This window comes from Micromonospora sp. PTRAS2, assembly GCF_054052245.1.
The window spans coordinates 125,284-150,978 of record NZ_JBSWBU010000005.1; the positions used below are offsets into that span (position 1 = coordinate 125,284).

At 74.9% G+C, this 25,695-nt stretch carries 18 protein-coding genes; 10 read left to right on the plus strand and 8 right to left on the minus strand.

Features of this window, described 5'->3' with window-relative positions:
- The first annotated feature begins 5 nt into the window (after window positions 1–5).
- Complete coding sequence (locus tag ACVMYR_RS18435) at window positions 6–1,433, plus strand: glycosyltransferase (protein WP_457122321.1); 1,428 nt, start codon at window positions 6–8, stop codon at window positions 1,431–1,433.
- A gap of 68 nt (window positions 1,434–1,501) precedes the next feature.
- Here the strand turns inward: ACVMYR_RS18435 and ACVMYR_RS18440 are convergent, their stop codons facing one another.
- Both ACVMYR_RS18440 and ACVMYR_RS18445 read right to left on the minus strand, forming a co-directional pair.
- Window positions 1,502–4,345: a helix-turn-helix transcriptional regulator gene (locus ACVMYR_RS18440; RefSeq protein ID WP_228986341.1), complete on the minus strand. Its 2,844-nt coding sequence runs from the start codon at window positions 4,343–4,345 to the stop codon at window positions 1,502–1,504.
- A gap of 505 nt (window positions 4,346–4,850) precedes the next feature.
- The gene (locus tag ACVMYR_RS18445; RefSeq protein ID WP_077937032.1) at window positions 4,851–7,691 is read right to left on the minus strand and encodes an AAA family ATPase; all 2,841 of its coding nucleotides are present in this window, start codon (window positions 7,689–7,691) and stop codon (window positions 4,851–4,853) included.
- A 1,498-nt stretch (window positions 7,692–9,189) separates the two neighbouring features.
- On the opposite strand from ACVMYR_RS18445, the gene ACVMYR_RS18450 reads away from it, so the two are divergent.
- Window positions 9,190–10,593, plus strand: a complete 1,404-nt coding sequence (locus ACVMYR_RS18450; RefSeq protein WP_077937034.1) for an AMP-binding protein — start codon at window positions 9,190–9,192, stop codon at window positions 10,591–10,593.
- Window positions 10,594–10,722: 129 nt separating this feature from the next.
- Here ACVMYR_RS18450 and ACVMYR_RS18455 read toward each other — a convergent pair whose 3' ends face one another.
- Entirely contained in the window at window positions 10,723–11,175 is a 453-nt protein-coding gene (locus ACVMYR_RS18455; RefSeq protein WP_043964304.1) for a cold-shock protein, read from the minus strand.
- Between the two features lie 174 nt (window positions 11,176–11,349).
- On the opposite strand from ACVMYR_RS18455, the gene ACVMYR_RS18460 reads away from it, so the two are divergent.
- Window positions 11,350–12,012: a 4'-phosphopantetheinyl transferase family protein gene (locus tag ACVMYR_RS18460; RefSeq protein WP_229404332.1), complete on the plus strand. Its 663-nt coding sequence runs from the start codon at window positions 11,350–11,352 to the stop codon at window positions 12,010–12,012.
- A gap of 62 nt (window positions 12,013–12,074) precedes the next feature.
- On the opposite strand, the gene ACVMYR_RS18465 is transcribed toward ACVMYR_RS18460, so the two are convergent.
- On the minus strand, window positions 12,075–13,484 hold the full coding sequence (locus tag ACVMYR_RS18465; RefSeq protein WP_077937036.1) for an acyl-CoA synthetase: 1,410 nt from the start codon (window positions 13,482–13,484) through the stop codon (window positions 12,075–12,077).
- 173 nt (window positions 13,485–13,657) lie between these two features.
- On the opposite strand from ACVMYR_RS18465, the gene ACVMYR_RS18470 reads away from it, so the two are divergent.
- The 4 genes from ACVMYR_RS18470 (at window position 13,658) to ACVMYR_RS18485 (ending at window position 16,852) form a co-directional block, all read left to right on the plus strand.
- Window positions 13,658–14,431: an HAD-IA family hydrolase gene (locus ACVMYR_RS18470; RefSeq protein ID WP_431894323.1), complete on the plus strand. Its 774-nt coding sequence runs from the start codon at window positions 13,658–13,660 to the stop codon at window positions 14,429–14,431.
- A 281-nt stretch (window positions 14,432–14,712) separates the two neighbouring features.
- Window positions 14,713–15,654 (plus strand): ABC transporter ATP-binding protein, encoded by a 942-nt coding sequence (locus ACVMYR_RS18475; RefSeq protein WP_077937037.1) that lies wholly within the window; start codon window positions 14,713–14,715, stop codon window positions 15,652–15,654.
- A complete protein-coding gene (locus ACVMYR_RS18480) occupies window positions 15,651–16,388 on the plus strand; it encodes an ABC transporter permease (protein WP_077937038.1) in 738 nt (245 codons plus the stop codon). The genes ACVMYR_RS18475 and ACVMYR_RS18480 overlap by 4 nt, the downstream gene beginning before the upstream one ends.
- A gap of 158 nt (window positions 16,389–16,546) precedes the next feature.
- The gene (locus tag ACVMYR_RS18485) at window positions 16,547–16,852 is read left to right on the plus strand and encodes a DUF5988 family protein (protein ID WP_228986339.1); all 306 of its coding nucleotides are present in this window, start codon (window positions 16,547–16,549) and stop codon (window positions 16,850–16,852) included.
- Window positions 16,853–16,950: 98 nt separating this feature from the next.
- Here ACVMYR_RS18485 and recD2 read toward each other — a convergent pair whose 3' ends face one another.
- From recD2 to ACVMYR_RS18500, 3 genes are all read right to left on the minus strand, one after another.
- Complete coding sequence (gene recD2 / locus ACVMYR_RS18490) at window positions 16,951–19,239, minus strand: SF1B family DNA helicase RecD2 (RefSeq protein WP_396788170.1); 2,289 nt, start codon at window positions 19,237–19,239, stop codon at window positions 16,951–16,953.
- Window positions 19,240–19,379: 140 nt separating this feature from the next.
- Window positions 19,380–20,213: a glycosyltransferase family 8 protein gene (locus ACVMYR_RS18495; RefSeq protein ID WP_158229401.1), complete on the minus strand. Its 834-nt coding sequence runs from the start codon at window positions 20,211–20,213 to the stop codon at window positions 19,380–19,382.
- A 227-nt stretch (window positions 20,214–20,440) separates the two neighbouring features.
- A complete protein-coding gene (locus tag ACVMYR_RS18500; protein ID WP_077937041.1) occupies window positions 20,441–20,956 on the minus strand; it encodes a 2'-5' RNA ligase family protein in 516 nt (171 codons plus the stop codon).
- Window positions 20,957–21,060: 104 nt separating this feature from the next.
- Between ACVMYR_RS18500 and ACVMYR_RS18505 the strand changes: the two genes are divergently transcribed.
- The gene (locus tag ACVMYR_RS18505) at window positions 21,061–21,573 is read left to right on the plus strand and encodes a mycothiol transferase (RefSeq protein ID WP_396788171.1); all 513 of its coding nucleotides are present in this window, start codon (window positions 21,061–21,063) and stop codon (window positions 21,571–21,573) included.
- Here ACVMYR_RS18505 and ACVMYR_RS18510 read toward each other — a convergent pair.
- On the minus strand, window positions 21,560–22,609 hold the full coding sequence (locus ACVMYR_RS18510) for an NAD(P)-dependent alcohol dehydrogenase (RefSeq protein ID WP_396788172.1): 1,050 nt from the start codon (window positions 22,607–22,609) through the stop codon (window positions 21,560–21,562). The two genes, ACVMYR_RS18505 and ACVMYR_RS18510, sit on opposite strands and share 14 nt — an antisense overlap.
- A 187-nt stretch (window positions 22,610–22,796) precedes the next feature.
- Here ACVMYR_RS18510 and ACVMYR_RS18515 point away from each other — a divergent pair, with 187 nt between their 5' ends.
- Together ACVMYR_RS18515 and ACVMYR_RS18520 are read left to right on the plus strand one after the other, a co-directional pair.
- Entirely contained in the window at window positions 22,797–23,207 is a 411-nt protein-coding gene (locus tag ACVMYR_RS18515) for an SCP2 sterol-binding domain-containing protein (RefSeq protein ID WP_077937044.1), read from the plus strand.
- Complete coding sequence (locus ACVMYR_RS18520) at window positions 23,204–25,270, plus strand: amylo-alpha-1,6-glucosidase (RefSeq protein ID WP_077937045.1); 2,067 nt, start codon at window positions 23,204–23,206, stop codon at window positions 25,268–25,270. Before ACVMYR_RS18515 ends, ACVMYR_RS18520 begins: the two co-directional genes overlap by 4 nt.
- Window positions 25,271–25,695 lie beyond the last annotated feature (425 nt).

Genomic DNA, 25,695 nt, shown 5'->3' on the forward strand with positions numbered 1-25,695 from the left:
GCGCGATGACGACTCAGGCGGCCGGCGCGACGACGGCCGACGAGAGCCCGCTGCTGATCGTCACCTCGGGCAGCTCCGGGCTGTTCAACCCGCTGCTCACGCTGGCCGGCGAGCTGAGGCGCCGGGGGGCGCGCCGGGTGTTCTTCGCCTGCACTGACGAGCGGCGGGCCGACGTCGAGGGCCTGCCCGGCGGCGGGGAGCTGACCTTCCTGTCGCTGGGGCCGGCCCGCCTGGCGGTGCGCCCCGAGCACTGGGACGACGAGACCCACCGGCGGATGTCCGCCGGCAGCCGGGTGGAGAACTTCGCGACGTACGTCGACACCTCCGTCGACTACGACTACCTGTACGAGCTGTACGAGCGCTGCCTGGCCCTGGTCGACGAGGTGGCACCGGCGCTGGCCGTGGTCGACTCGTTCGCCTCGTTCGGGATGGACGCGATGACGGTCCGGGGCGTGCCGTTCGTGATCAGCGTGTCGGTGCCGCCGTCGAACTTCCTCCAGGACAGCCTGCCGCCGACGTACCCGATGCCGCTGTCGGGGCTGCCGCTGCACATGAGCCCGAGCCAGCAGGCCGCCAACGGCCGCCACCGCGAGGCGCTGCTGAAGACCCTGATGGAGCCGCAGCGGCTGGCCCGCAACACCGCCGCCGCCCAGCGCCGCAGGGCGGCCGGGATCCCCAACGTGGAGCTGCGGCCCTCGCTGTACGCGCAGGCGGCGCGGGCGCTGCTGGCGTACACGGTCTTCGGGTTGGAATATCCCTTCGCCACCGCGCCGGCGACGCTGCGCACGGTCGGCTCGATGGTGCCCACCGAGATCGTGCCGAGCCCCGACGGCGCGGAGCTGCGCGGCTGGCTCGACGCCCACGAGTCGGTGGTCTACGTCGGGTTCGGCACCATCATGCGCCCGAGCGCCGCCCAGGTGGCCGCGCTCGTTGACGTCGCCGCCCGGCTCGGCCCCGACCACCACGTGCTGTGGAAGCTCCCCGCCGACCGGCAGCGGCACCTGCCGCCGGCCGCCGAGCTGCCGGCGAACCTGCGCGTCGAGTCGTGGCTGCCGTCGCAGGTGGAGGTGCTGGCCCACCCGCACGTGCGGGTCTTCTTCAACCACGCCGCCGCCAACGCGATCCACGAGGCGGCCTGGTTCGGCGTGCCGCAACTCGTGCTGCCGTTCTGGTTCGACTGCCACGACGGCGCGGTCCGGGTCGTCGACGCGGGCGTCGCCCTGGCCGTCGAGCACGACGACACCCTCGACGTCGACGACATCGTGGCGAAGCTGCGCCGGCTGCTGACCGAGCGGACCTTCCGGGACCGGGCGGCGCTGTGGAGCCGCCGGCTGCGCCAGGCCGGCGGGGTCACCGCCGCCGCCGACCTGGTGCTGAGCCACCGCGACGAGGCGGCGGCGTCGCGTCGCGCCGTCGCGCCCGCCGCCGGCTGAGCCCTTTCTCCCGTACGCGAAAAGGGGCGGCGCGGTGGTCACCCACCGCGCCGCCCCTGCGTCGTCGGTCAGGACGCCGCGCCCTGCGGCTCCTCGGCCAGCGGCTCCGCGTAGGCGACGAGCCGGGCCGGCAGGTCGGTGCGCCGCTTGACGTCCAGCTTCCGGTAGACCCGGGTGAGGTGCTGCTCCACGGTGCTGACGGTGATGAACAGCTTGCTGGAGATCTGCCGGTTGGTGTGCCCCTGCGCGGCCAGCGCGGCGACCCGGCGCTCGGCTTCGCTGAGCCCGTCGTCCGGCTCGTGCGCCTCGGCCCCGGCCGGGTACGCCGGCAGCCCGCCGCCCGCGTCGCGCCGGATCAGCCGCTGGGCCAGCACCGACGCCCCGCAGTCCTGGGCCAGCTGGTAGGCCCGGCGCACCAGCAGCCGGGCGCGCGCCGAGTCGCCGGCCCGCTGCAGGCTCTGGCCGGTGTCGCCGAGGGCCCGCACCAGCTCCAGCCGGTCGCCGCAGCCCTGGAGCAGGTTGACCGCCTCGCCGAGCAGCTTGCGCCGGTGGTCCGGGGCGGCGGTGGTGGCGAGCAGCCGCAGCGACCGACCCCGGGTCCGGTCGTCGACGCCGTGCGCGACGCGCAGCTGCTCCTGCAGGAGCTGGGTGGCGTGGGTCTTGTTGCCGACGCTGAGCTGCACCCGGGCCAGCTCCAGCCGCCACGGCACCAGCCCGGCCACGTCGATGCCCCAGCCGCGCATCAGCTCCCCGCAGCGGCGCAGGTCGGCGGTCGCCGCGTGCGGCCGGCCCATGGCCAGGTGGTGCCGGCCCCGGGCGGCCAGGTAGTGCACGCCCAGCGGGGTGCGGAACATGCCGGCCGGGACGGGATGGGCCAGCCACCGGTCGGCCTCGGCGAACCGGCCCGCCTCGGTCGCGCAGGCGATCAGCGTGGCCAGCGGCCCGGCGATGGCCACCCCCCACGCGGGGGCGGGGATGTCCTCCAGCGCCGCGCGGGCGTGGTGCTCCGCGCCCGGCAGGTCGCCCAGCCGCAGCGCGGCCTCGGCGCGGACCGCCCGCACGACGGCCCGCCACACCGGGGCGTGCCGGACCGCCGGCCGGTTGAGCAGGATCTCGGCCCAGGCCACGACCCGGTCGCAGCGGCCCGACCAGAGCAGCGCGAGCAGCGGGGCGGTGAGCAGCCCCAACGCCCCGTCGTCGGTGTGGTGCCGTTGCAGCAGTTGCTCGGCGGTGGCCACGGTGTCGTTGTCGGCGTTCGGCAGCAGCGCCGTGCCGAGCACCGTGACCGCCTGCAACTGGGGGCTGATCGACGTCGGCGCGGTCGCCGCCCGGCTCCACGTGCTGGGCGTCTCCCGCACGGAGGCCAACTGGTCGGGGTGGGAGAGGGAGACCAGCAGCTGCATGGCCCGCAGCCGGCCGGCGTGGCCGGCGGCGGGGCCGGGGTCGTCGTCTCCGGAGAAGCCGCTGACGGCCTCGGTGGCCTCCTCCGCCCGCCCCTGCCAGAGCAGGAACGGCACGGTGGACAGGGCGGCCCCGGTGGACCAGCCGGTGGCCCGCGCGGTCTCCACCAGCTCGGTCAGGTGCCCGTTGACGGCGAGCGGGTTGACCTGCCAGCGGGCGTTGACCAGCATCGCGGTGGCGGCGGTGCGCTGGCGCTCGTCGACGTCGGCGCGGGCGACCAGGCGCAGGCACGCCGCGGCCACGTCGGGCCGGCCCGACGCCAGGGCCTGCGCGGCGGCGTCGGAGAGCACGGGCACCACCCAGGGGGCGTCCGCCCACGCGGCGGCGACCAGGTGCTCGGCCACCGCGCCCGGCTCCGCGCCGTGCTCGTGCAGCACCTCGGCGACCCGCTGGTGCAGGCCGCGGCGCTCCTCGGGGGACATGTCGGTCAGGATGGACCGCAGGATGCGGGGGTGGCGCAGCTGGTCGGAGTCCATCAGCCCGGAGGTGCGCAGCACCCGCACCGCCGGGGCGGCCGACTCGGGCACCACGTCGAGGACGTGGCCGAGCAGCTCGGCCGGGACGGGGCGGTTCAGCACGGCGAGGGCCTGCGCGACGCGCCGTACCCCGGGCTCGTGCCGGTAGAGGCAGCCGAGGACGGCCTGGTCGAAGGGGTCGCCGCCGGTCGGGTCGGCCCCCCGCTCGTCGGCCGCCCCGCCGGGGGCCCGCTCGTCGATGAGGGCGCGGGTGAGCAGCGGGTTGCCGCCGGTCATGCTGAGGCAGCGTTCGGCCGTCTCCCGGGCGGCGGCCCCGCCGTCGGCGTCGACCAGCCGGGCGATCCCGTCGACGGTCAACGGCGGCAGGTTGATCCGCGAGAAGTACGGCTGGCTGAGCAGCTCGGCGCGGAACAGCGGGTGCGGCGGGCGCAGCGTCGACGCCTCGGCGAGCACCACCATGATCCGGGCGTGCCGCAGCCGCCGGGTGACGTAGAGCAGGCAGTGCAGCGACGCCGGGTCGGCGTGGTGCACGTCGTCGACGGCGAGGACCAGCGGCCCGGCGTCGGCGAGGTCGAGCAGGGCCGTGAACAGGCCGTGCAGCAGGGGCGCCCAGACCCGGTCGCCGTCGGCCGCCCCGTCGGCCGCGTCCCCACCGGGCTCCGGCAGGGGCACGGCGAAGGCGGCGTCCCGCATCAGGTTCTCGATCCGGGTGGCCGCCTGCTGCTCCAGCCTTGCACTGTGGAACAGCTGCCCCAGGACTCCGAGGTGGAGCCCGCGTTCCGCCCGCGACCCGGCCGCGCCGAGCACCCGCCCCCCGGCGGCCGCGGCCCACTCGCTGAACGTCTCCAACAGACTCGTCTTGCCGCTGCCCACCGCGCCCGTCACGAGCGCGACGTGTCCGCGTTGGTGCTCCGCGCAGGCGTCGAACGCCCTCCGGAGCCGGTCCAGTTGTTCCTCCCGCTGCACCAGCACCACTCGTGTCAGCCCTTCTCGTACGCGGTGCCGGGCCGGGAACACCGGCGCTGACCGACACCGCCCCCCCAAGCCGGACAGCCGCCCCTCCACCACACCCACCCGTCGCACCGGGTAGGGGTGGAGCGCACCGGGCCGCCATGCCGGGTGGACCTGAACTGTCCCCTGACCGGACCGCGCTCCCCAGCGAGCGATCCGGATGTCCAGGCGAGTTTGGCACCGGGTCGGGTGTGCGACAACGGGCGCGAGACCCCATCGTTTCGCGCGCAAACCTGCGGATCCGGGTGGCCGTTAGGGGTTGCCAGCGACGCCGTAAGGGGGGTCGGTGACGGCCGGGCGGCGGCACGTGTCGACGGGACGTACGGCGGGTGTCGACGCAGCGGGGTGATGGTGTCACACGCTCGGGTCCCGGCGCACCTCCACCAGGGCACGACGGCGGGACGTCCGGCGGTCGGACGTCGGCGTTCGGGTGTTCCGGGTGGTCGGTGGGACGGTGAATGCGGCGGGGTCAGCGCCGGGCGTCGTCGTCGCGGCCGGGGGGCGTGCGGGGCGTGCCCAGGCGTTCGGCCGGCAGCGCGCCGGGCCGGTCCAACCGCAGCCGAACGGCCAACTGCCGGCGCGAGTCGACGTCGAGCTTGCGGTAGATGCGCGTCAGCCGCTGCTCGATCGCGCTGACCGTCAGGAACAGCTTCTCGGCGATCTCCCGGTTGGTGTGGCCCTGCGCGGCCAGGGTGGCCACCCGCGACTCGGTGTCGCTGAGCCCTTCCACCAGCACCGTCACGTCGGGGTCGGCGCCGACCGGTCCGCCCCGGGTGGTGCCGGCGGCCGGCCGCAGCAGCGGCAGGCCGCACTCCTGGGCCAGCGTCCGGGCGGCCCGTGCCGCCTTGCGGGCCTGCCGCAGGTCGCCCGCCTGCTGGTAGGCGTGGCCCAGGTCGGTGAGGCTGTGCGCGAGCTCCATCCGGTCGCCGCACTGGCGCAGCAGCCGCACGGAGCCGCGCAGGTGCGGGATCGGGTCCGGCCCGTCCTGCGCCGCCGCCAGCACCCGCAGCGCGGCGGCCCGGTAGCGCACGTGGCCGGGCCGCAGCCGGCCCAGTTCCTCCCGGACCAGCTTCTCGGCCTGCTGCCGGCGGCCGATCTGCAGCAGGGCCCGGGCCGACTCGGTGCGCCACGGGATGAGCGCCGGCAGGTCCAGCCGCCAGGCCGTCATCAGCTGCCCGCAGAGCTGGAAGTCGGCCAGGGCGCTCTCCGGGCTGCCGGCGGCCAGCGCGTGCAGCCCCCGGGCGTGCAGGTAGTGCAGCCCGAACGGGGTCTCGAAGAGCACCTGGGGCACGGGAACCTGGAGGCAGGCCGCCGCCGCGTCGAGCTCGCCCAGGAACGTCAGGGCCCGCAGCCGGATGGCCAGCGGTATGCCGATCACCACGCCCCAGCCCTTCGGGGAGAGCTGGGTCAGCGCGGTGTCGGCCAGCTTCTGCGCCCGGAGCAGGTCGCCGCGCCGGCCGGCGATCGCGGCGTCGAGGGCGGTCAGCATCGCCGCCGGGGTGGGATGCCGGCTGACGGTGGCGCTGCGGCCCAGCCGGCCGCACCAGTCGCCGGCGAGGTCCAGCCGGTCGGCGTAGATCATGGTGATCAGGGCGCAGATGGCGGTCCACATGTCCCGCTCGTCGTCCAGCCCGATGGTGGACAGCACCCGGTCCGCCTCCTCGACGGCACCGCCGTCGCCCCGCTCCAGCACGGAGGCCAGCATGGTCACGCCCTGGAGCCGCTGCTTCACCTTCGCGACGGTCAGCGGGTCCCGCCGGGCCGCGGCGGGGGCCGTGTGGTCGATCGTCACCCCGGGGTAGAGGGTGGCCATCCAGCCCTTGGTGACCAGCAGTTCGGCGGCGGAGCGCGGGTCGCTGCTGTCGGCGCGCTCGCCCAGGTGCTGGACCAGCTCGACGGCCTTCTCGATCTGGCCGTGCCAGAGCAAATACTGGATCGGCCCGGCGGCCTGCGTGCTGCCCAGGTGCCCGGCCCGGACGGCGCTGGCCACCCCCTGGAGGTGGGGCATCGCGGCCTGCGGGTCGAGGCGCCACTCGGCGCGGGCGAGGGCGGAGCGGGCGCGCGCCCGCAGGCACTCGTCGGCGCAGTCCCGGTTGGCGCGGCGCAGGAACCGCAGGGCCGCGTCCACCTCACCGTCCAGCAGCGCCTGTTCACCGGCGTCGAGCAGGGTCCGGGCCATCCACGGCTCAGCCAGCTCGTCGGTGCGCAGCAGATGCCCGGCGACCAGGACCGGCGACGCGCCGTCCTCGTGCAGCAGGCAGGCGGCCAGCCGGTGCAGCCGGGCGCGTTCCTCGGCGGTGGTCCCGTCGAGCACGGCCCGGCCGACGGCGGCGTGCCGGAGCCCGCCCTCGGTGATCAGGCCGGCGCTGGTGGAGGCGTCGATCGCGAGCAGGGCGGACTCCGCGCGTACGCCGACGAGCTGCGGCAGCAGGGCGCCGTGCAGCGGTTCGCCGGTCACCGCGAGCGCCCGGGCGGCCTTGAGCACCAGGTGCTCGCACCGGTAGAGGCAGCTCAGCACGGCCTCCCGGAACGCCTCGCCCGCCTCCGGGCGGGCCGCGCCGCGCGGCGCGGCGGTCAGGTGGTCGTCGGCGAGCGCCTGCACCAGCAGGGGGTTTCCGCCGCTGATCCGGTGCACCTCCTCGGCGACGCTCCGCGCCGTCGGCACGCCGAGCCGGTCGGCCAGGGCCTGGTAGGTCCCGTCCGGGGTGAGCAGGGGGATCCGGATCCGGTGCAGCCGGGCGGGTTGCAGCAGCTCGGCGTAGACCTCGGGGTGCCACGGCCGGGTGCGGGGCGCCTCGGTCAGCACGATCAGCACGGGCAGGCCGGGAATGCGCCGGGCCACGTAGTCCAGGCAGCGCAGCGACGGCACGTCGGCGTGGTGGACGTCGTCGACCCCGATCACCAGGGGACCCCGGGCGGCCAGCTCCAGCAGGGCGCCGCCGATCGCCGCGATGGTCCGGGCCGCCCCCTCCTGGTCGTCGTCGAGGTCGGGCCAGGTGAGGGCGCCCTGGTCGAGCAGCCGTTCGAGGCGGGCGCGGGCGTCGTCCGGCGGAGCCGCCCGGACGAGTTGGCGGACGACCTCCAGCGGGACGGCGCGTTCGGCCCGGGAGGCGCTCGCCCCGAGGAAGCGGGCGTCGGCGTCGGCGGCCCGCCGGGCGAAGGCCTGCAACAGGGTGGTCTTGCCGGAGCCGACGGGTCCGGTCAGCGCGATCACCGGTCGGGCGTCGGCGGGCGGACCGGCGGGGCTGCCCAGGTCGCCGAGCCGGCGGGCCAGGAGGTCGAGCTGGTGGGACCGTTCGCTCAGCTCCATGGGCGTAGCCTCGGAAGGCGCGCGGGGTCAGCCGTCACGGGGCCCGCCACCTTCCCTGGTCTGCCATCGAGCCTGACGAAATCGGAGACCGGCAATTTTCGACCCATTCCCGTATTGGCGAATATAGACGGCCGTCACGCGTTCGCGGCGGGCCATCGATTAGCTTGACTGGCTGATGTTCCCGGACCAGGGTTCTACCAGCACCTTCGACAATTCTAGGGCCCGTCCGGACGCATCCCCCCGCTATCGACCGCCGTGCATGCTGGGAGTATGGCAGTCCGGCAATTGGGCGGCAAGCCGAAGGTTGTAAAGGATAGGCAAACATCGGTTTGGTGCCTTCGGGCGGCGCTGGGCGCGTCGGCGGAACTGACAGCGGACCGTCGCCGGGTGAATTCACAAAGTGATACGTGAGCGTTTCTCCGGTCGGTTGATGCCGTTTTCGGGGCTTGCCGACAATTGGGTGGAAAGGGCTGTGCGGCCCCGTTGACCCCAAGGGAGCGCTCCCCGTGACGCGGTGCGGAGAGTCGCCGGTCCCGCCGGCGCCGGCCCGCGCCCGGCCTCCGGCGACGGTGGCGCTGCGTGGTATCCGCGCGCTCGGCGCCGCGTCGGCGTCCGGCGGGTCTGCCGCCCCGGCGGCCGGGCCCGTCGCGGCGCGACCCCGGCCGGAGCGGGCCGTTCGTCCTGGGAGTGGGGTGGTGGGTGGGGGTGTCGGCGGCGGGGCGGCCATGTCCGGCGGTGCGGAGCCGGGGCGTTCGACCCCGTCCCGAGGGGCGGGACGATGTCGCTGCGTGACGGCCCGGCGGTGCCGGCGGGCGGCGGCCGGCCCGGCGTGCTGCCGCGCGCGAGCGGCGGGGATCGATGCCTGCGGCATTTCGGCCGGGCGGGCTGCCCGCCGGGGCGGGCTCGGCCGGCGGTGGCTGGCGGGAGCGCGGGAAGGTCGCGTCCCCTTCGATGGCATCGACGCCCGCTTGCCCGATTAGGGCCGCTTCAAAAACAAAAGACGCCTTTGCCGTTAAATGCGGGTTATACGCGATTGGCTGGCGACGGAGTGCGGCCCTTGCAGTGGCTGAAGTCAATCAAGGGCAAATCAGAACGCGTGGTCGGAATCAATGTATCGGAATTCCGTTTCGGGCGGGTTGCGCAATCCGTACGGCCCGCGCCGCGATTCCAATTCCGCCCCGGTTGCGGAGTGCCGACGACGGGCCGCCGGTTCGCGGAACAGCATCGCCCCGCCCAAGGCGACCAGCCCTAGCCCCGGCGGGGGTCCTGCCTGGCCCGCCCGCCCGCCGGTGGCGGCGCGACCCCGCGTCGTGGCGGGCCTCGCGCGCCACGGCTAGGGGTTGTGTCCGGCGATAGCGCAGCCTAATTTCGGGGCACCCGCAGCACGCGGGGATGGCCGGATATGGGGCTACCGCACCCATGACGCGAAGGGTTCTGTGGCCGCGATGTCCCTGCCACTGCCGAGCCTCGTCGGCGCCCTCGACAGAGGTTAGGGCGGATGACACTGCTGCAGGCATTACGCGCCTCCGGCGCGGACCGCCCCGACGCCGTCCGGGTGGCCGGGCGGACGCTCTCCAGCGAAGCCCTGCTCGGCTGCGTGAACGCGGTCGCCGACCGGATCCGGGGCGCCGCCGCGGTCGCCGTCGACGCCACCCCCAGCCTGGAGACCGTCGTCGCCATGGTCGGGGCCGTCCAGGCCGGCGTGCCGCTGGTGCCCCTGCCGCCCCGGGCCGACGCGCGGGAGCGCGGCCGCATCCTGCGGGAGTCCGGCGCGACCGTGCTCCTCGGCCGCGACCCCTCCGACGCCCCCGACCGGGTCGTCGCCGCCGGGCTGGCCACCGTCCCCGTCGACCTGAGCCGACGCTCCTCGGCCCACCAACCCGAGCCGCACCCCGACGCCGACGCGGTGATCCTCTACACCGGCGGCGCGAGCGGGCCACCGAGGGGCGTCCGCGTCTCCCGCCGGGCCATCGCCGCCGACCTGGACCTGCTGGCCGACGCGTGGCGGTGGAACGGCGAGGACGTCCTCGTCCAGGGCGCCCCGCTGTTCCGGGCGTACGGCCTGGTGGTGGGCCTGCTCGGCGCGCTGCGCACGGGCAGCCGCTTCGTCCACCTCGACCGGGACGCGGCCGCCGGCCCGGTCGGCACCATGTACCTGGCCGTCCCCGGCCAGTGGGCGCGCATCTCGCGGGACCACCCCTGGGCCCGGTCGCTGTCCGGGGCCCGGATCCTGGTCTCCGCCGACGCCCCGCTGGCCCCCGCCGTGACCGAACGGCTCCGCCTGCTCACCTCGCACTCCCTCATCCAGGGTTACGGCACCACCGAGACCCTGATCGCGGTGACCGGGCGGGTCGACGCGCCCTGCGCCGCCGGCACCGCCGGGACGCCCCTGCCCGGCGTGCAGACCCGGATCCTCGACCGCGACGACCGGCCGGTGCCGGCCGACGGCGAGTCCGTCGGGGAGCTGAGCATCCGGGGCCCCACGCTGTCCAGCGGCTATGTCGACGGGCGCGGGCGGTGCGCCGACGCCGCCGGCTGGCACGCCACCGGCGACCTCGCCACCGTGGCGGCCGACGGCTCGCACCGGATCATCGGGCGGCGACGGACCGACGTGGTGCACGGCCGCACCCGCCGGGTCCACGCCGGGCAGGTCGAGGAGGTGCTTCTCAGCTATCCCGGGGTCCGCGACGCCGCCGTGGTCGGCACCCCGCACGCCGGGCAGGGCGAGCAGGTCACCGCGTACGTCGTCGCCGCCGAGGGGCTCACCGCCCAGGTGCTCATCGACCACGTGGGCCGCCACCTGTCGGCCGGCCAGCGGCCCCGCCGGGTGCACTTCGTCGACGAACTGCCCCGCAGCGCGCAGGGCCGGATCAGGAAGTCGCTGCTCATCGCGGCCGGCTGACCGCGAACCGGTCGACCGGGTCGGCGTCGCCGAGCAGCGCCCGCCGCACCGGCCGACCGTGCCGAACCCGCCGCGCGACGGGGCCGCACCGGCCGCTCGACCCCACGCGCAGCGGGGGAGGCGGCAGCCTCAGCCCTCCACCCAGCCGTGCCGCCGCGCCAGCGCCAGCATCCGGGCGCGCACCGCCACGATCTGCGCCCCGGTCAGGTCCGGCACGGAGATCAGCAGCGCCTCGGTGGTCTCCGTGACGAAGGACCGCTCGGACAGCACGTCACAGAGCCCCTCCTCGTCCTCGAGCCCGCCCTGGCCCGACTCGTGGCCGCGCCCCGTCGACGGTGCGACCGTCCGGACCGGGGCGGTGCGCTCGCCCGCCACGGCGGGCCCGAGCACGCGTACGGTCAGCGCCTTCGGGCCGCGCTCGTTCTCCACCGCCTCGTACTCCACCGGGACGCCCGGCCCCAGCGCCCACTTGTCGCCGTCGACCGTGTTGGCGTGCACGAACACGTCGTCCCCGCCGCCGTCCGGAGCGATGAAGCCGTAACCCCGCACCTCGTCGAACCGGACCACCCTGCCAGTCAGCATCGCCACCCGCATTCCTCAGACCAAGACCACTACACACCCCCGACCGACCAGGCCGGGGCACCCCTCAGGGTGACATCCGCCCCCGCCGCCCTCCACCCGTACCCACCCCTATCGGCGCGTCGCGCCCGATCGAGGGACGGCGCGGGCCGCCGGGGCGGCCTAGCATCGGCGGCTGTGATCGAGCAGATCCTCCCTGCGGCCGCGGTGGTGGCCGAAGCGTTCACCGACCCCGCCGGCCTGACCCTGTTCCCCGAGGAGGAGCGGCTCGTCGCCAACGCCGTCGACAAACGCCGCCGGGAGTTCACCACCGTGCGGCACTGCGCCCGCCGCGCGCTCCGCGAGCTGGGCATCGCCGAGACGCCGATCGTCTCCGGCGCGCGCGGCGCCCCCGTCTGGCCCGCCGGGGTGGTCGGCAGCATGACGCACTGCGAGGGCTACCGGGCGGCCGTCCTCGGCCGCGCCACCGCGCTGGCCACCCTCGGCGTCGACGCCGAGCCGCACGCGCCGCTGCCCGAGGGGGTGCTCGACGCGATCGCGCTGCCGGCCGAGCGGACCCGCACCGCCGCGCTGGCCGCCGCCCACCCCACGGTCTGCTGGGACCGCCTGCTGTTCAGCGCCAAGGAGTCGGTCTACAAGGCGTGGTTCCCGCTGACCGGCCGGTGGCTGGACTTCGCCGAGGCGGACATCGTCGTCGACGCCGGCGGGACGTTCGTCGCGCACCTGCTGGTGCCCGGCCCGGTCCTCGGCGGCGCCCCGGTGACCGCCTTCCGCGGCCGGTTCCTGGTCGAGCGGGGCCTGGTGCTCACCGCCATCGGCATCCCGGCGGTCACCGGCTGACCGTGCCGGGCCGGCGTCCACCCCCGGCGCGGCCCGGCGTCCACCCCCGGCTCGGCCCCGGCTCAGTCCGCCGCCAGCCTGGTCTTCTGCACCTTGCCGAGGGCGTTGCGGGGCAGCGCCTCGACCAGCCGCACCTCGCGGGGCCGCTTGTGCGCCGACAGTTGGCGGGCCACGAAGTCGATCAGCTCCGGGCCGTCCACCCCGTCGCCCACCACGTACGCGGTGACCTGCTGGCCGAGGTCCGGGTGCGGGGTGCCGACCACGGCGGCCTCCCGGACCCCCGGGTGGGCCAGCAGGGCGTCCTCCACCTCGCCGGCCCCGATCCGGTACCCGCCGCTCTTGATCAGATCCGTGGCGGCGCGGCCGACGATCCGGTGCCACCCGTCCGGGCCGATCGTGGCGACGTCGCCGGTGCGGAACCAGCCGTCCGGGGTGCGGGTGGCCGCATCGGCGTCCGGCCGGCCGAGGTAGCCGTCGAAGAGGGTCGGGCCGGCGACCTGGAGCTCGCCCATCGCCTCCCCGTCGGCGGGCAGCGCCGCGCCGTGCTCGTCGACCAGCCGGGTCCGCACCCCGGGCAGCGGGACGCCGACCGTCCCCGGCCGGCGCGGCCCGTCCGCCCGCGCGCTCACCGTGATCAGGGTCTCCGTCATCCCGTACCGCTCGACGACCTCGTGGCCGGTGAGGGCGGCCAGGTCCGCGAAGACCGCCGCCGGCAGGGCCGCGCTGCCCGAGACGAGCAGCCGCGCCGGGCGCAGCGCCCGCGCCGACTCCGGGTCCGCCGCGATCCGGGACCACACCGTGGGTACGCCGAAGTAGACCGTGCCGCCGGCCGCCGCGTACCGCTCGGGGCGCGGCCGGCCCACGTGGTGCAGCCGGCTGCCCAGCCGCAGCGGCCCCAGCACCCCCAGCACGAGGCCGTGCACGTGGAACAGTGGCAGCCCGTGCACCAGCAGGTCCTCGGGCGTCCACGCCCAGGCGTCGGCGAGCCCGTCGAGGCAGGCGGCGACCGCCCCCCGGCCGATCACCGCGCCCTTCGGCGCCCCGGTCGTGCCGCTGGTGTAGAGGATCAGTGCGGTGGCGGCCGGGTCCGGCTCGGGGTGGACGGTGTCCGACCGCCGCGCCAGGTCGACCGGGATCACCGGCGGGCCCCCGTCGCCGGCTGGAGCGGTGCCGCCCGCCGGGGCCAGCAGCGCCGTCGCGCCGGAGTCGCGCAGGATGTGCTCCCGCTCCATCGGCCCCGCGTCCGGCGGCACCGGCACGACCGCCGCGCCGGCCAGCAGCGCCCCGACCACCCCGACCACCGTCTCCAGGGTGGGCGTCGCCTCGACGGCGACCCGGTCCACGCCGCCCAGGTCGTCGGCGACCGCCGTGGCGAGCCGGCGCAGCTCCACCCAGGACACGGCCCGGTCGTCGACCCGGACCGCGTCCGGTCGGTCGTCGGCGGACTCGGACAGCCAGCTCAGCAGCGGCATGTGGACGCACCTCTCCACCGGTAGGGTTCGCGGGGACGCCGGCCGGTCGGGTCGTCGCGGTCGACCCGGCCCGGCGGGTCCCGGCGACCCGACGCTAGTCGGGGTGCCCGGAGCGGGCCACCCCTACGGGCCGGCGTCGGCGTGTCGTGCGCGTGGGCGGGGAGGTGACGCCGGTGGCCGGTGTGGCGGTGCGCCGGTCCGGGGTGCCCGGGGGGGTCCGGGCGGTCGTCCTGGACCTCGACGGTGTGCTGGTCGACAGCCTCGCCGTGGCCCGGGAGGCGTTCGCCCTCGCGTACGCCGAGGTGGTCGGCGGCGGCGTCGCACCCGTCGACGAATACTGCCGCCACCCGGGCCGCTACCTGCCCGACGTGCTGCGGCTGATGGGCCTCCCGGCGGCCATGGCCGACCCCTTCGTGCGGGAGAGCAACCGCCTGGCCCACCTGGTCACGCCGGTGGACGGGGCGGCCGACCTGCTCGGCGTGCTGCGCGGGCGGGGGATCGGGCTGGCCGTGGCGACCGGCCGCAGCGGGGTGCGCGCCCGCGACCTGCTGGGCCGGCTGGACCTGCTGCGCCTGGTCGACCACGTGGTGGGCTCCGACGAGGTGGCCCGCCCGAAGCCGGCCCCGGACATCGTGCGCCGGGCGCTGGAGCTGCTCGACGTCGCGCCCGCCGACGCGCTGATGGTCGGCGACGCGCCCAGCGACCTGGCCAGCGCCCGTGCCGCCGGGGTCCTCGCGGTCGCGGCGCTGTGGGGGGAGTCCGACCCGGCGACCCTGCTCGCCGCCGGCCCGGACGTCGTCCTGGCCGGGCTGGGGGAGCTGCTGCCGCTCTGCGACCCGTGCCCCGCCCCCGGCGCCACGCCGCCCGGCGACCGGCCCGTGGCCGGCGGCGACGGGCCTGCGGCCCCCGGCCGGGGACCGGCCGGGGTGGACGGACACGCCGGGTGACCGCCCCGCACCCCTGCCGGCCGGTCCCGATCCCGGTCGGCACCCCGGTTCGTCAGCCGATGAGTTGATTCGTGCCTCGGTTGGCCGGATGATATCCGGCGTCGACCGCCCGTGCGCCGGTCGTCGTCCGACCGTGGCCACGACGCACCCGCAGCACCACATACCCCAGCACCGCACTCCCATCCCCAGCACCGCGACACCACCCAGCACCCAGACGCCGCGATTCCCCCGAGGGCCCGCCCTCGCCGGCGGCAGTCCGCACCTGACGGAGGACCACGCCCATGCCGGTCATCGAGGTCGAGCACCTGCACAAGCGGTACGGCGACAAGATCGCCGTCGACGACGTCTCCTTCACCGTCGACCAGGGCGAGATCTTCGGCGTGCTCGGCCCCAACGGGGCGGGCAAGACCACCACGGTCGAGTGCGTGCAGGGGCTGCGCCGCGCCGACGGGGGCACCGTCCGCGTCCTCGGGCTCGACCCGGTCCGCGACCGCACCGAGGTGCGGCAGCGCGTCGGCGCCCAGTTGCAGGAGAGCCAGCTGCCCGACAAGCTGCGCGTGCGTGAGGCGCTGGACCTCTACCGGTCCTTCTACCGCAACCGGGCCGACATCGACGAGCTGCTCGACGACCTCGGCCTGGCCGCGCAGCGCGACACCGCCTTCCACAAGCTGTCCGGCGGGCAGAAGCAGCGGCTCTCGGTGGCCCTCGCCCTGGTCGGCCGCCCCGAGATCGCGATCCTCGACGAGCTGACCACCGGGCTGGACCCGCAGGGCCGGCGGGACACCTGGGACCTGGTCGAGCGCATCCGCGACCGGGGGGTGACGGTCGTGCTGGTCACCCACTTCATGGAGGAGGCCGAGCGGCTCTGCGACCGGCTGGCCATCATCGACACCGGCCGGGTCGTGGCCATCGACACCCCGTCCGGCCTGCTCTCCCGGGTCGGCACCGAGCACCGGGTGCACTTCCGGCCGCTCGACCCGGTGGACGACGCGCTGCTCGCCGCGCTGCCCGAGGTGACCGGGGTGCGCCGCTCCGGCGACGAGGTCACCGTCACCGGCCCGGAGCAGGTCCTGCAGACGGTGCTGTCGGCGCTGGCCGAGCAGAAGGTCCGCTACGCCGGCCTGCGCGTCGAGCAGCCCACCCTGGACGACGCCTTCGTCTCGCTGACCGGCCGCGCCGCCCGGGCCACCACCCCGCCGTCGACCGACGAGAGGTCCTCGTGAACGCCCTGTCCAAGCTGATCGCCGTCGAGGCGAAGCTGTTCCTGCGCGAGCCGGTGTCGCTGTTCTTCGTCTTCGCCCTGCCGCTCGGCCTCATGCTGGTCTTCGGGCTGCCGCAGCGCGGCGCCTCCGGCGCGGACGCCGGGCAGCACGGCGAGCTGACCTTCCTGCCGGCCCTCGCGCTGGCCCTCACCATCGGCATGCTCGCGCTGTTCACCCTGCCGATGGCGCTGGGCATCTACCGGGAGCGGCGGGTGCTGCGCCGCCTGGCCACCACCCCGGTCAACCCGGCCCTGCTGCTCGTGGCACAGGTGGTGGTCAACCTGGTGATGGGCGTGGCCGGCGCGGTGGTCACCGCCATCGGCGTACGGTTCCTGCTGGACCAGCCGGCCCCGGCCAACGTGCCCGCCTTCGTGCTGGCGTTCCTGCTCGGCGTGGCCTGCCTCTTCGCCGTCGGCCTGCTCATCGCCGCGCTCGCCCCGTCGGCGCGGGCTGCCCAGTCCATCGGGCCGGCGCTGTTCTTCCCGCTGCTCTTCCTCGCCGGCGCCTGGCTGCCGCGCGACCAGATGCCGACCGTGCTGGCCCGCATCGGCGACTACTCGCCGCTCGGGGCCACCGTGGACACCCTCGCGGCGGCCTGGGCCGGCGACAGCCCGGCGTGGCCGCAGCTGCTCGCCCTGGCCGTCACCGCCGTCGCCGGCAGCGTCCTGGCCACCCGCTTCTTCCGCTGGGAGTGAAAGGAAGGGCCCCCTCTTAACGTCTCCGGTAGAGAAGGGTTCCCTTCTCACCGGCGGCCCACGCCGGCACCGGCGCGCTGGGGGGTCGCTAAGGGGTGCCCGCCGAGTGTGACCTGGATTACGTTCGTGGCGGAGCGACGAACGACGGAGGTCGTGCGATGACAGTTTCCGAATCCGCCCCCACCGCCCGGACGGCGAACCCCATCGTCAACGACGACGACCGGATCGCCTGGACGGTGCCGGCCATGACCATCAGCAGCGAGGCCGCCGGCATCATCGACGTCGTGCTGGAGGGCGGGCCCGCCAACCTGCCGACCGAGCTGCGCAGCCACCGGGTCTCCCCGGTGGAACACAAGATCAAGGTACGTCACTACGGGGGCTACGAGCACTTCGAGCGGGACTCCGGCGGCGGCGAGGCGCCGGTCGTCTTCCGCTGGACCGGCCGGACCCGGATCGCCGAGTAGGCCAGGCAGCGGCCCGGCGGTCGGCGCGGTCCCCGGCGGACCGCGTCGACCGCCGCGCCGACACACCGGCGGGGCGGACCGCGCCGACCACCGGCGGGTCAGGGCCGGTCGGGGGAGAGCCGGTGGGTCAGCGCCGTGTGCCGGCGACCCGTGCCGGCCGTACGCACCGCGATGGCCAGCGCCTTGCGCGAACCGGCCAGCACGACCAGCTTCCGGGCCCGGGTGACGGCGGTGTAGAGCAGGTTGCGCTGCAACATCGTGTACGCGCCCATGGTCACCGGCACCACCACCGCCGGATACTCGCTGCCCTGCGACCGGTGCACCGTGATGGCGTACGCGTGCTGCAGCTCGTCGAGCTCGTGGAACTCGTACCCGATGTCCTCGTCCTCGTCGGTGCGCACGGTCAGGGTCTGCTCGTCGGGGTCCAGGGCCGTGACCACGCCGACGGTGCCGTTGAACACCCCGGCCGCGCCCTTGTCGTAGTTGTTGCGGACCTGGATGACCTTGTCGCCGACCCGGAAGACCCGCCCGCCGTGCCGCCGCTCCGGCGCGTCCTCGCGGTGCGGGGCGATCGCCTGCTGGAGCAGGGTGTTCAGGTTGCCGGCGCCGGCCGGCCCGCGCAGCATCGGAGTGAGCACCTGCACGTCGCGGGCGCGCAGCCCGAACCGGCGCGGGATCCGCCGGGTCACGATGTCGACCACCTGCTCGGCGGTGACCTCCGGTTCGTCGCTGGGGAAGAGGAAGAAGTCGGGGTGCTCGCCGAACACCGGGGCCTGGCCGGCGTTGATCCGGTGCGCGTTGACCACCACGCCCGACTCCTGCGCCTGCCGGAAGATGCGGGTCAGCCGGACCCGGGGCACCGTCTCGGCGGCGAGCACGTCGCGCAGCACCTCGCCCGCGCCGACCGAGGGCAACTGGTCGACGTCGCCGACCAGCAGCAGGTGCGCGCCGGGCGGCACCGCCTTGACCAGCTTGTTGGCGAGGATCAGGTCCAGCATGGACGCCTCGTCGACCACCATCAGGTCGGCGTCGACCGGGTTGTCCCGGTCGAAGGTGGCGTCCCCGCCGGGGCGTAGCTGCAGCAGCCGGTGCACGGTGGTCGCCGGGTGGCCGGTCAGCTCGGTGAGCCGCTTCGCCGCGCGGCCGGTCGGCGCGGCCAGCACGATCTTCGCCTTCTTCGCCGCGGCCAGCTCGATGATCGACCGGACGGTGAACGACTTGCCGCAGCCGGGGCCGCCGGTCAGCACGGCGACCTTCGAGGTCAGCGCCAGCCGTACGGCCTGCTCCTGCTCGGGGGCCAGCTCCGCCCCGGTGCGGGCCTTCAGCCAGGCCAGCGCCCGGCCCCAGTCCACGTCCGCGAAGGCCGGCATCCGGTCCAGCCGGTCGGTCAGCAGCCGGACCAGGCTCGCCGCGAGGGCCGACTCGGCCCGGTGGAACGGCACCAGGTAGACGGCCGGAATGACCGCGCCCTCGTTGCTCGGGTTCGGCACCGCCTCGCCGACCACGCCGTCCTCGGTCGCCACGAGGTCGGCCAGGCAGGCGGCGACCAGGTCCGCCGGGACCTCCAGGATCGTCGCGGCGTCGGCGACCAGGTTCGGCTCGGGCAGGTAGCAGTGCCCGCCGTCGGCGGCCTCGGAGAGGGTGTACCGGATGCCGGCGCGCACCCGCTGCGGGCTGTCGTGCGGGATGCCCACCGCCTTGGCGATGCTGTCGGCGGTGCGGAACCCGATGCCCCACACGTCGGCGGCGAGCCGGTACGGGTCGTCGCGCACGACGGCGATGGACTCGTCGCCGTACTGCTTGAAGATGCGCACGGCGTGCGAGGTGGAGACGCCGACGCCCTGGAGGAAGACCATGACCTCCTTGATGGCCTTCTGCTCCTGCCAGGCCGCGCCGATCGCGGCGGTGCGCTTGCGGCCGAGGCCGTGCACCTCGACCAGCCGGCCCGGCTCCTCCTCGATGATCCGCAGCGTGTCCACGCCGAAGGCGGCCACGATGCGGGCCGCCATCTTCGGACCGATGCCCTTGATCAGGCCCGACCCCAGGTAGCGCTCGATGCCCTGCACGGTCGCCGGCAGGACGGTGGTGCACTGGTGCACCTCGAACTGCCGCCCGTACTTCGGGTGCGAACCCCACCGGCCGACCAGCCGCAGCCGCTCGCCGGGCTGCGCGCCGGGCAGCGCGCCGACGACGGTGAGCAGGTCGTCGCCGGAGCGGTCGGTGGCGACGCGGGCGATGGTGTAACCGGTCTCCTCGTTGACGTACGTGACGCGTTCCAGCACCGCCTCGAGCACGGCGCCGCGCGCGGGGGCGCCGGGGCCGGCCGGGGGTGCGGCTGCGCGGGCGGCGACCGGGGTGGCGGTCGGCGCGGGTGGGGTGGCGGACATCGTGACGATGATGGCAGAACGCCCGCCGTGCCCCGCCCCGCCGGGCCGGGTTGCGGTCCGGTCCGGCGGTTCGGGGCCCGGGGCCGGCCACGCGGCGGCCCGGTGCTTCGGGTCAGCGACGAGGCGGCCCGGTTCCGGGGTCAGCGGCGCGTAGTGGCGACCAGCCCGCCGTTGCGGCGGCGGTGCCGCCAGTACAGGTCCCGGCGGGCCCCCTTCGGGAAGCCGGGCTGCCACGGCTTGATCGGCCCGGCCGGGTGGATGACCGCCGAGTCGGAGAGCTTCCCGCCGAACTCGGGCTCCAGCCGCCAGGCCATCAGGTCGTTCCACTGCCGGGGCAGCCGCAGCCAGTTGCCGTACACGGCGTAGTTGAGGGCGTCCTGGTCCGGGTACCGCGACTCGTGGGCGTGCCGGGCGAGGTACGCCAGCGATTTCTCGGTCACCTCGCACTCCTTCCACCGGGCCACGTCGATGAGCAGCACCCCGGAGTTGAAGTAGAGGGCGTACGGGTCCAGGTCGCGGTATTCGGCCAGGCCGGGGATGCCGCCCATGTCGAGCAGCCGCCGGTTGAACGGGTCCCGGACCGCGCCCAGCGGGGCGCCGCCCATGTCCACGTCGAACAGCGGGGCGAGGCTGTTCGTGCACATCGTGTCGCAGTCCAGGTAGAGCACCCGCCGCACCTCGTCGGGAAGCGCGGCGGGGACCAGCAGGCGCAGGTACATCGCCGGGGACAGGTACGCCATCACCGGGTCGCTGCCCTTCGGCAGGTTCACCACGGAGGTGTCCACCCGCAGGTATTCCACTGTGGCGTCCGGTCCGGCCGCCCGGGTCAGGGCGGCGCGCGCCGAGGGGCTGACGTCGTCGGCCGCGATGAGCCAGTAGCGGACCGCCTGGCCCGGGTTCGATTCGGCGACGGACGCCATGACGACCGCCGCGTGGGCCGCGTACGCGGCGTCGAAGGTCAATGTGAGTTCCACGTGCTCTCCTCCGCACAGGCTGAGCGTAAACTCCGTGAAATGTAAGTAGCGAATTGCGATTTAGGCAAGGAAACTACACATTAGATAACCCGTAATTTGGGTTTCGTGCGAGGTGGGATCATTCGACCCCAGAATCGACCCCTGAATCATCCTTAAGTGCTGGACTTGGTCGGCCGCGCACGGTCCGTGAGGATTCCTCGCATAGCCCGGCGTCGTTGCGCCACGGGTCAGGGCAGCGGCCGGCAGATGCCCCGGGCGTGGTCGGTGACCGCCGCGCCGACCACCGTCGCCTCCAGCGGCAGCACCTCCAGGCAGCGCCGCACCGCGGCGGCCATCAGGGCGTTGGGCACGCGCATCGACAGCGTGCAGTGCGGCACCCAGCGCCCCGGTCGGTAGTGCTCGGCCAACCCGACCCCGGCGGCGGCGAGCCGGTCGTGCACGAGCGCCTGGTGGGCCAGCAGGTCGGCCGTGGGCGACGGCCCCAGCCAGAGCACCCGGCCGACGAACTGCCCGGCGTGCTGGAACGACAGCCGCAGCGGCACCGCCACCGTCGTCCCGGCCAGGGCGTCGGCCACCTGGTCCGGGTCCAGCCGCGGGGCCACCGCGAGCGACACGTGCGGCCGGTGCCGCTGCTCCAGCAGGCTGCGCATGCTCTGCACGCCCTCGGACTCCAACGCGTCCCACAGCACCCGGATCCGCCGGGTGGCGTCGGTGTCGAGATAGAGCTCCAGCGCGGCGACCACCCGCCCACCCTAGGGCGGGGCCGCGCCGTTGCCGCGAGCAGGTTTGGTCTCCCGCCCGTGCGGTACTGGCGAGGAGACCGCAGGCCCCGGCCGAGGAGGAGCGCGTGGAGATCAGCGACGTACTGACCGAGACCTACGGCCGACTGCCCGCGCTGGTCCGCGCCGCGGTCGACGGCCTGTCCCCGGAGCAGCTGCGGCGCGCGCCCGCGCCCGGCGCGAACCCGGTGGGCTGGCTGGTGTGGCACCTGACCCGGGTGCAGGACCACCACGTCGCCGACCTGCTCGACGCCGAGCAGCTCTGGGTCACCGGCGACTGGGCGGCCCGGTTCGGGCTGTCCGCCGACCCGGACGACACCGGCTACGCGCACACCCCGGACCAGGTCGCCGCCGTCGCGCCGGAGAGCCCCCGGGTCCTCGTCGACTACCACGACGCGGTCGCGGAACGGACCCGGGGATTCCTGGCCGGGCTGCGGCCGGCGGACCTGGACCGGGTGGTCGACGAGGCGTGGGACCCGCCGGTGACCCTCGGGGTCCGGCTGGTCAGCGTCGCCGAGGACGACCTCCAGCACGTCGGCCAGGCCGCCTACGTGCGCGGCCTGCTGCTCACGGGACGATGACCGCGCGGCCCTCCACCGAGCCGTCCTGCAGCCTCCGGTAGGCGTCGACCGCCTGCTCCAGCGGGAACGTGGTGATCTTCGGGCGTACCAGGCCCCGGGCGCCCAGGTCGAGCACCTCGATCAGCTCCGGCCGGCTGCCCCAGTAGGTGGTCTGGATGCTCACCTCGTACGGCACGGCGAAGAACGACACCGGCAGCGTGCCGCCGGCGATGCCGACGATGGTGAGGTCCCCGAGCGTACGGGCGGCCGCCGCGCCGAGCCGCAGCGTGGCGTCGGCGCCGACGAAGTCGAGGACGACGTCCGCGCCCCGCCCGCCGGGGGTGGCTGCACGGATCTCCTGCGCGGTTTCCTCGCCGGAACGCAGCGTCAGGTCGGCCCCGTACTCCTCGGCCAGCTTGAGCGCCTCGGAGCGGGTGTCCACGGCGATGACCCGGGCCGCCGTCGTGGCCTTGAGGATCTGCACCCCGACGTGGCCGAGGCCGCCGACGCCGATCACCACCGCGGTGCTGCCGGGCGCGAGCTTGCGCCACGACCGGCGGATCGCGTGGTACGGGGTGAGGCCCGCGTCGGTCAGCGGCGCGGCCTGCACCGGGTCGAGCCCCTCGGGCAGCGGCACGATGTGCCGGGCGTCGGGAACCAGCTCGTACTCGGCCATGCCGCCGTCCAGGCCGAGGCCGCCGCCCCCGCCGGGCACCGGCGCGGCGGCGGGGTTCTCGCAGTACGGGTCGACGCCCACCCGGCAGCGGTCGCAGGTGCCGCAGCCCCACGGGCCGTAGACGGCCACGGGCTGGCCGACCTCCAGGCCGGTCACCCCCGCACCGAGGTCGTGCACCCAGCCGGCGTTCTCGTGGCCGAGGGTGAACGGCGGGTTCCAGGGCACCGCCCCGGCGTCGAAATCGTGCATCAGGTGCAGATCGGAGTGGCAGGCCCCCGCCCCGCCGATCCGCACCACCACCTGGCCGGGGCCGGCGGTGGGCTCGGCCACCTCGACCAGCTCGGGTTCGGACTTCCAGCCCGGCAACCGCAGCGCGCGCATGGCTCTCTCCTGTTCCGTCGCTCGGCTCTTGCTGCCGGCGTGCCCGTTCGGCGTCCGGACAAACGGTCGCCGCCGCGCCCGGCCCGGACGGCCCCGCCCGGGATTCACCCGGACCGGGTGAGCCGGGGTCACCCGCCGGGCGGGGATGCTCCGGAAACGACCTGTGTCGTCCGGGAGGGGAGGGCTGATGACCGCGTCCGCCGCGGACTACCTGGCCTGCTGGGTCGGGGGTCGCCACGAGGACCTGCCGGAGAACGTCCGCGGCACGGTGCGCCTCGACATCCGCGACGACGGCAGCACCGACCACTGGTTCCTCACGATCGGTGACCAGCAGGTCGGGGTGAGCCGGTCGGCGGAGGAGGCGGACCTCGTCGTCGCGGGGGACCGGGAGGTGTTCGACCGGCTCGTCGCCGAGGGCACCCACATCGGCGCGGCGCTGGTCCGCAACGACGTCACCGCCCAGGGGGACCTGCGGCTGCTGATGCTGCTGCGCCGGCTGTTCCCCGGCCCGCCCGACGCCCGTCACCCCCGGGAGGTGGCGGTCAGGGCGGTCGCCACGCACCGTACGTCGGAGTCGCACGGGGGTGAGCGGCAGTGAAGCAGGAACTGGTCAACGTGCTGACCGGCAACTCCTTCGCGGTCAGTGACGCGCAGGGCGACATGACGCCCGATCCGCTCGCGCCCATCGGCCTCTTCTCGTTCGACACCCGGTTCCTGTCCCGCTGGGTGCTCACCATCGACGGCAAGCGGCTGAAGGCCCTGTCCCGCGACGAGATGACGTACTTCGAGACGAGGTTCGTGCTGGTTCCCGGCGCGGCGAGCCACTATGTCGACGCCGACGTCTCGGTGATCCGGCACCGGTCGATCGACGACAGCTTCAACGAGCGGCTCGTCGTGCTCAACCACTCGGCCGAACCGGCGGACTACACGGTGCGGATGGAGATCGCCTCGGACTTCGCCGACACCGCCGAGATCAAGAAGCCGAGGGAGCGGCGGATCGTCGCCGTCCCGATGCCGGCCGAGGGGCAGCTCCGGCTTTTCTACCAGCGGGAGCGGTTCGCCCGCGAGACCGTCGTGTCGTCCACCGCCCCGGTGGAGGTGGACCCCGGCGGGATGACCTTCCGGATCCGGGTCCCCCCGAACGGCTCGTGGACGACCGACCTGCACATCGGCATGATCATGCGGGGGGCGGGGGCCCGGGACCTGCGGTCCAGCCTGGAGGCCCACCGCGAGCAGATCCGCCGGGACATGCGGGAGGACCTGCGCCGTTGGCACGAGCGCGCCCCGAAGCTGGTCGCCGAGCACGACGGGCTCCGCGCGGCGTACGAGGGAAGCCTCGACGACCTCGCCGCGCTGCGGTACACGCCGTTGTCGATCCGGGGCAAGCTGCCGGTGGGCGGCCTGCCGTGGGCGATGGCGCTGTACGGCCGGGACGCCATGATCACCTGCCTGGAGACGCTGCCGTTCACCCCGGAGCTGGCCCCGCCCACCCTGCGGCTGCTCGCCCTCGGCCAGGGCGGCCGGCTCGACGACCACCGCGAGGAGGAACCCGGCAAGATCGTTGCCGAGTACCGCTACGGCGAGAACGCGGTCTTCGGCGAGTCACCCACCTACCTGCACTACAGCGCGGCCGACACCACCCCGCTGTTCGTGATCCTGCTCGACGAGTACGAGCGCTGGTCCGGCGACGCCGATCTGGTCCGCGAGCTGCGCCACCCCGCCCGGATGGCACTGGACTGGATCGACGAGTACGGCGACATCCTCGGCGACGGCTACGTGCGCTACCAGCGGCGCAACACCCGCACCGGGCTGGAGAACCAGTGCTGGAAGAACTCGCCGGGCGCGATCGTCGACGCCGAGGGACGCGCGCCGGCGCTGCCCCGCGCCGTCTGCGAGGTGCAGGGGTACGCGTACGACGCGAAGCGGCGCGGCGCGCGCCTGGCCCGCGAGTTCTGGGACGACCCCGCGTACGCCGACCGGCTGGAACGGGAGGCGGCGGAGCTGAAGGCGCGGTTCAACCGGGACTTCTGGCTGCCCCACCGGGACTACTACGCGCTGGCCCTGGGGCCCGACGGCGAGCCGGTCGACGCGCTCGCCTCCAACATGGGGCACCTGCTGTGGAGCGGCATCGTCGACGAGAAGCGCGCCGAGGCGGTGGCCCAGCACCTCCTCGGGCCACGGCTCTTCTCCGGCTGGGGGGTGCGGACCCTGGCCGACGGGCAGCGGGCCTACAACCCGGTCGGCGCGCACCTCGGCTCCGTGTGGCCGTCGGACAACGCGATCATCGCGGCCGGGCTGCGCCGGTACGGCTGCGACGAGGCGGCGGCCCAGATCGCGGCCGGCATCTTCGACGTCGTGCAGATGCTGGGCAACCCGGTGCCGGAGGTGATCGCCGGCTACCACCGCGACCTCACCCGCTTCCCGGTCCAGCTCCCGCACGCCGGCCGGCCCCAGTCGTGGTCGTCGGGCGCGCTGCTGATGCTGCTCGGCACCGTCCTCGGGCTGTCGCCCTGCGGCGAGAACCTGCTGGTCAACCCGGCACTGCCGAAGGGCGCCGGGCGGATTGAGCTGCTCGACATCCCGGGCCGCTGGGGGCACGCCGACGCGTACGGCCGGGACCGCGCGCCGGGAGACCGGGGCCCCCGCCCCCGCCTCCGCTGAGCCGCGCCGCGCCGCGCCGCGCTGCGTTGCGTTGTGCCGCGCCGTGACGCGGGCCGGCTGCCCGCGTCGACCACTCTCGGTGATATCCCCGACTTGGCTGCGGCGCTGCCGGTCGCCTGACCCTCCGTCACGCCGCTCCGGCCCGCCTAACAACCTCACGCTCCCTTTGCTCTGCACCCATATCCGCGACACCTGCAATAAGCTGCTTGAATTAAGGTGAATGGATGTTTGAGGGTTTGCTCCATCTTTGCGCTGTGTGACCGATGCGTATGTGGGTGCAGAGCAAAGGGGTTGGCTGCAATGGTGGGCCTGCCTGGCTGACGCGTCGCTCTAAGTAACGGTGAATGACGGGTGCCGGGCGCGGAGGCAGCACGGCCGGCCGTGCCAGCGATCACCTGGGAAGCAGCTGTCGGGGCAACCTGGCC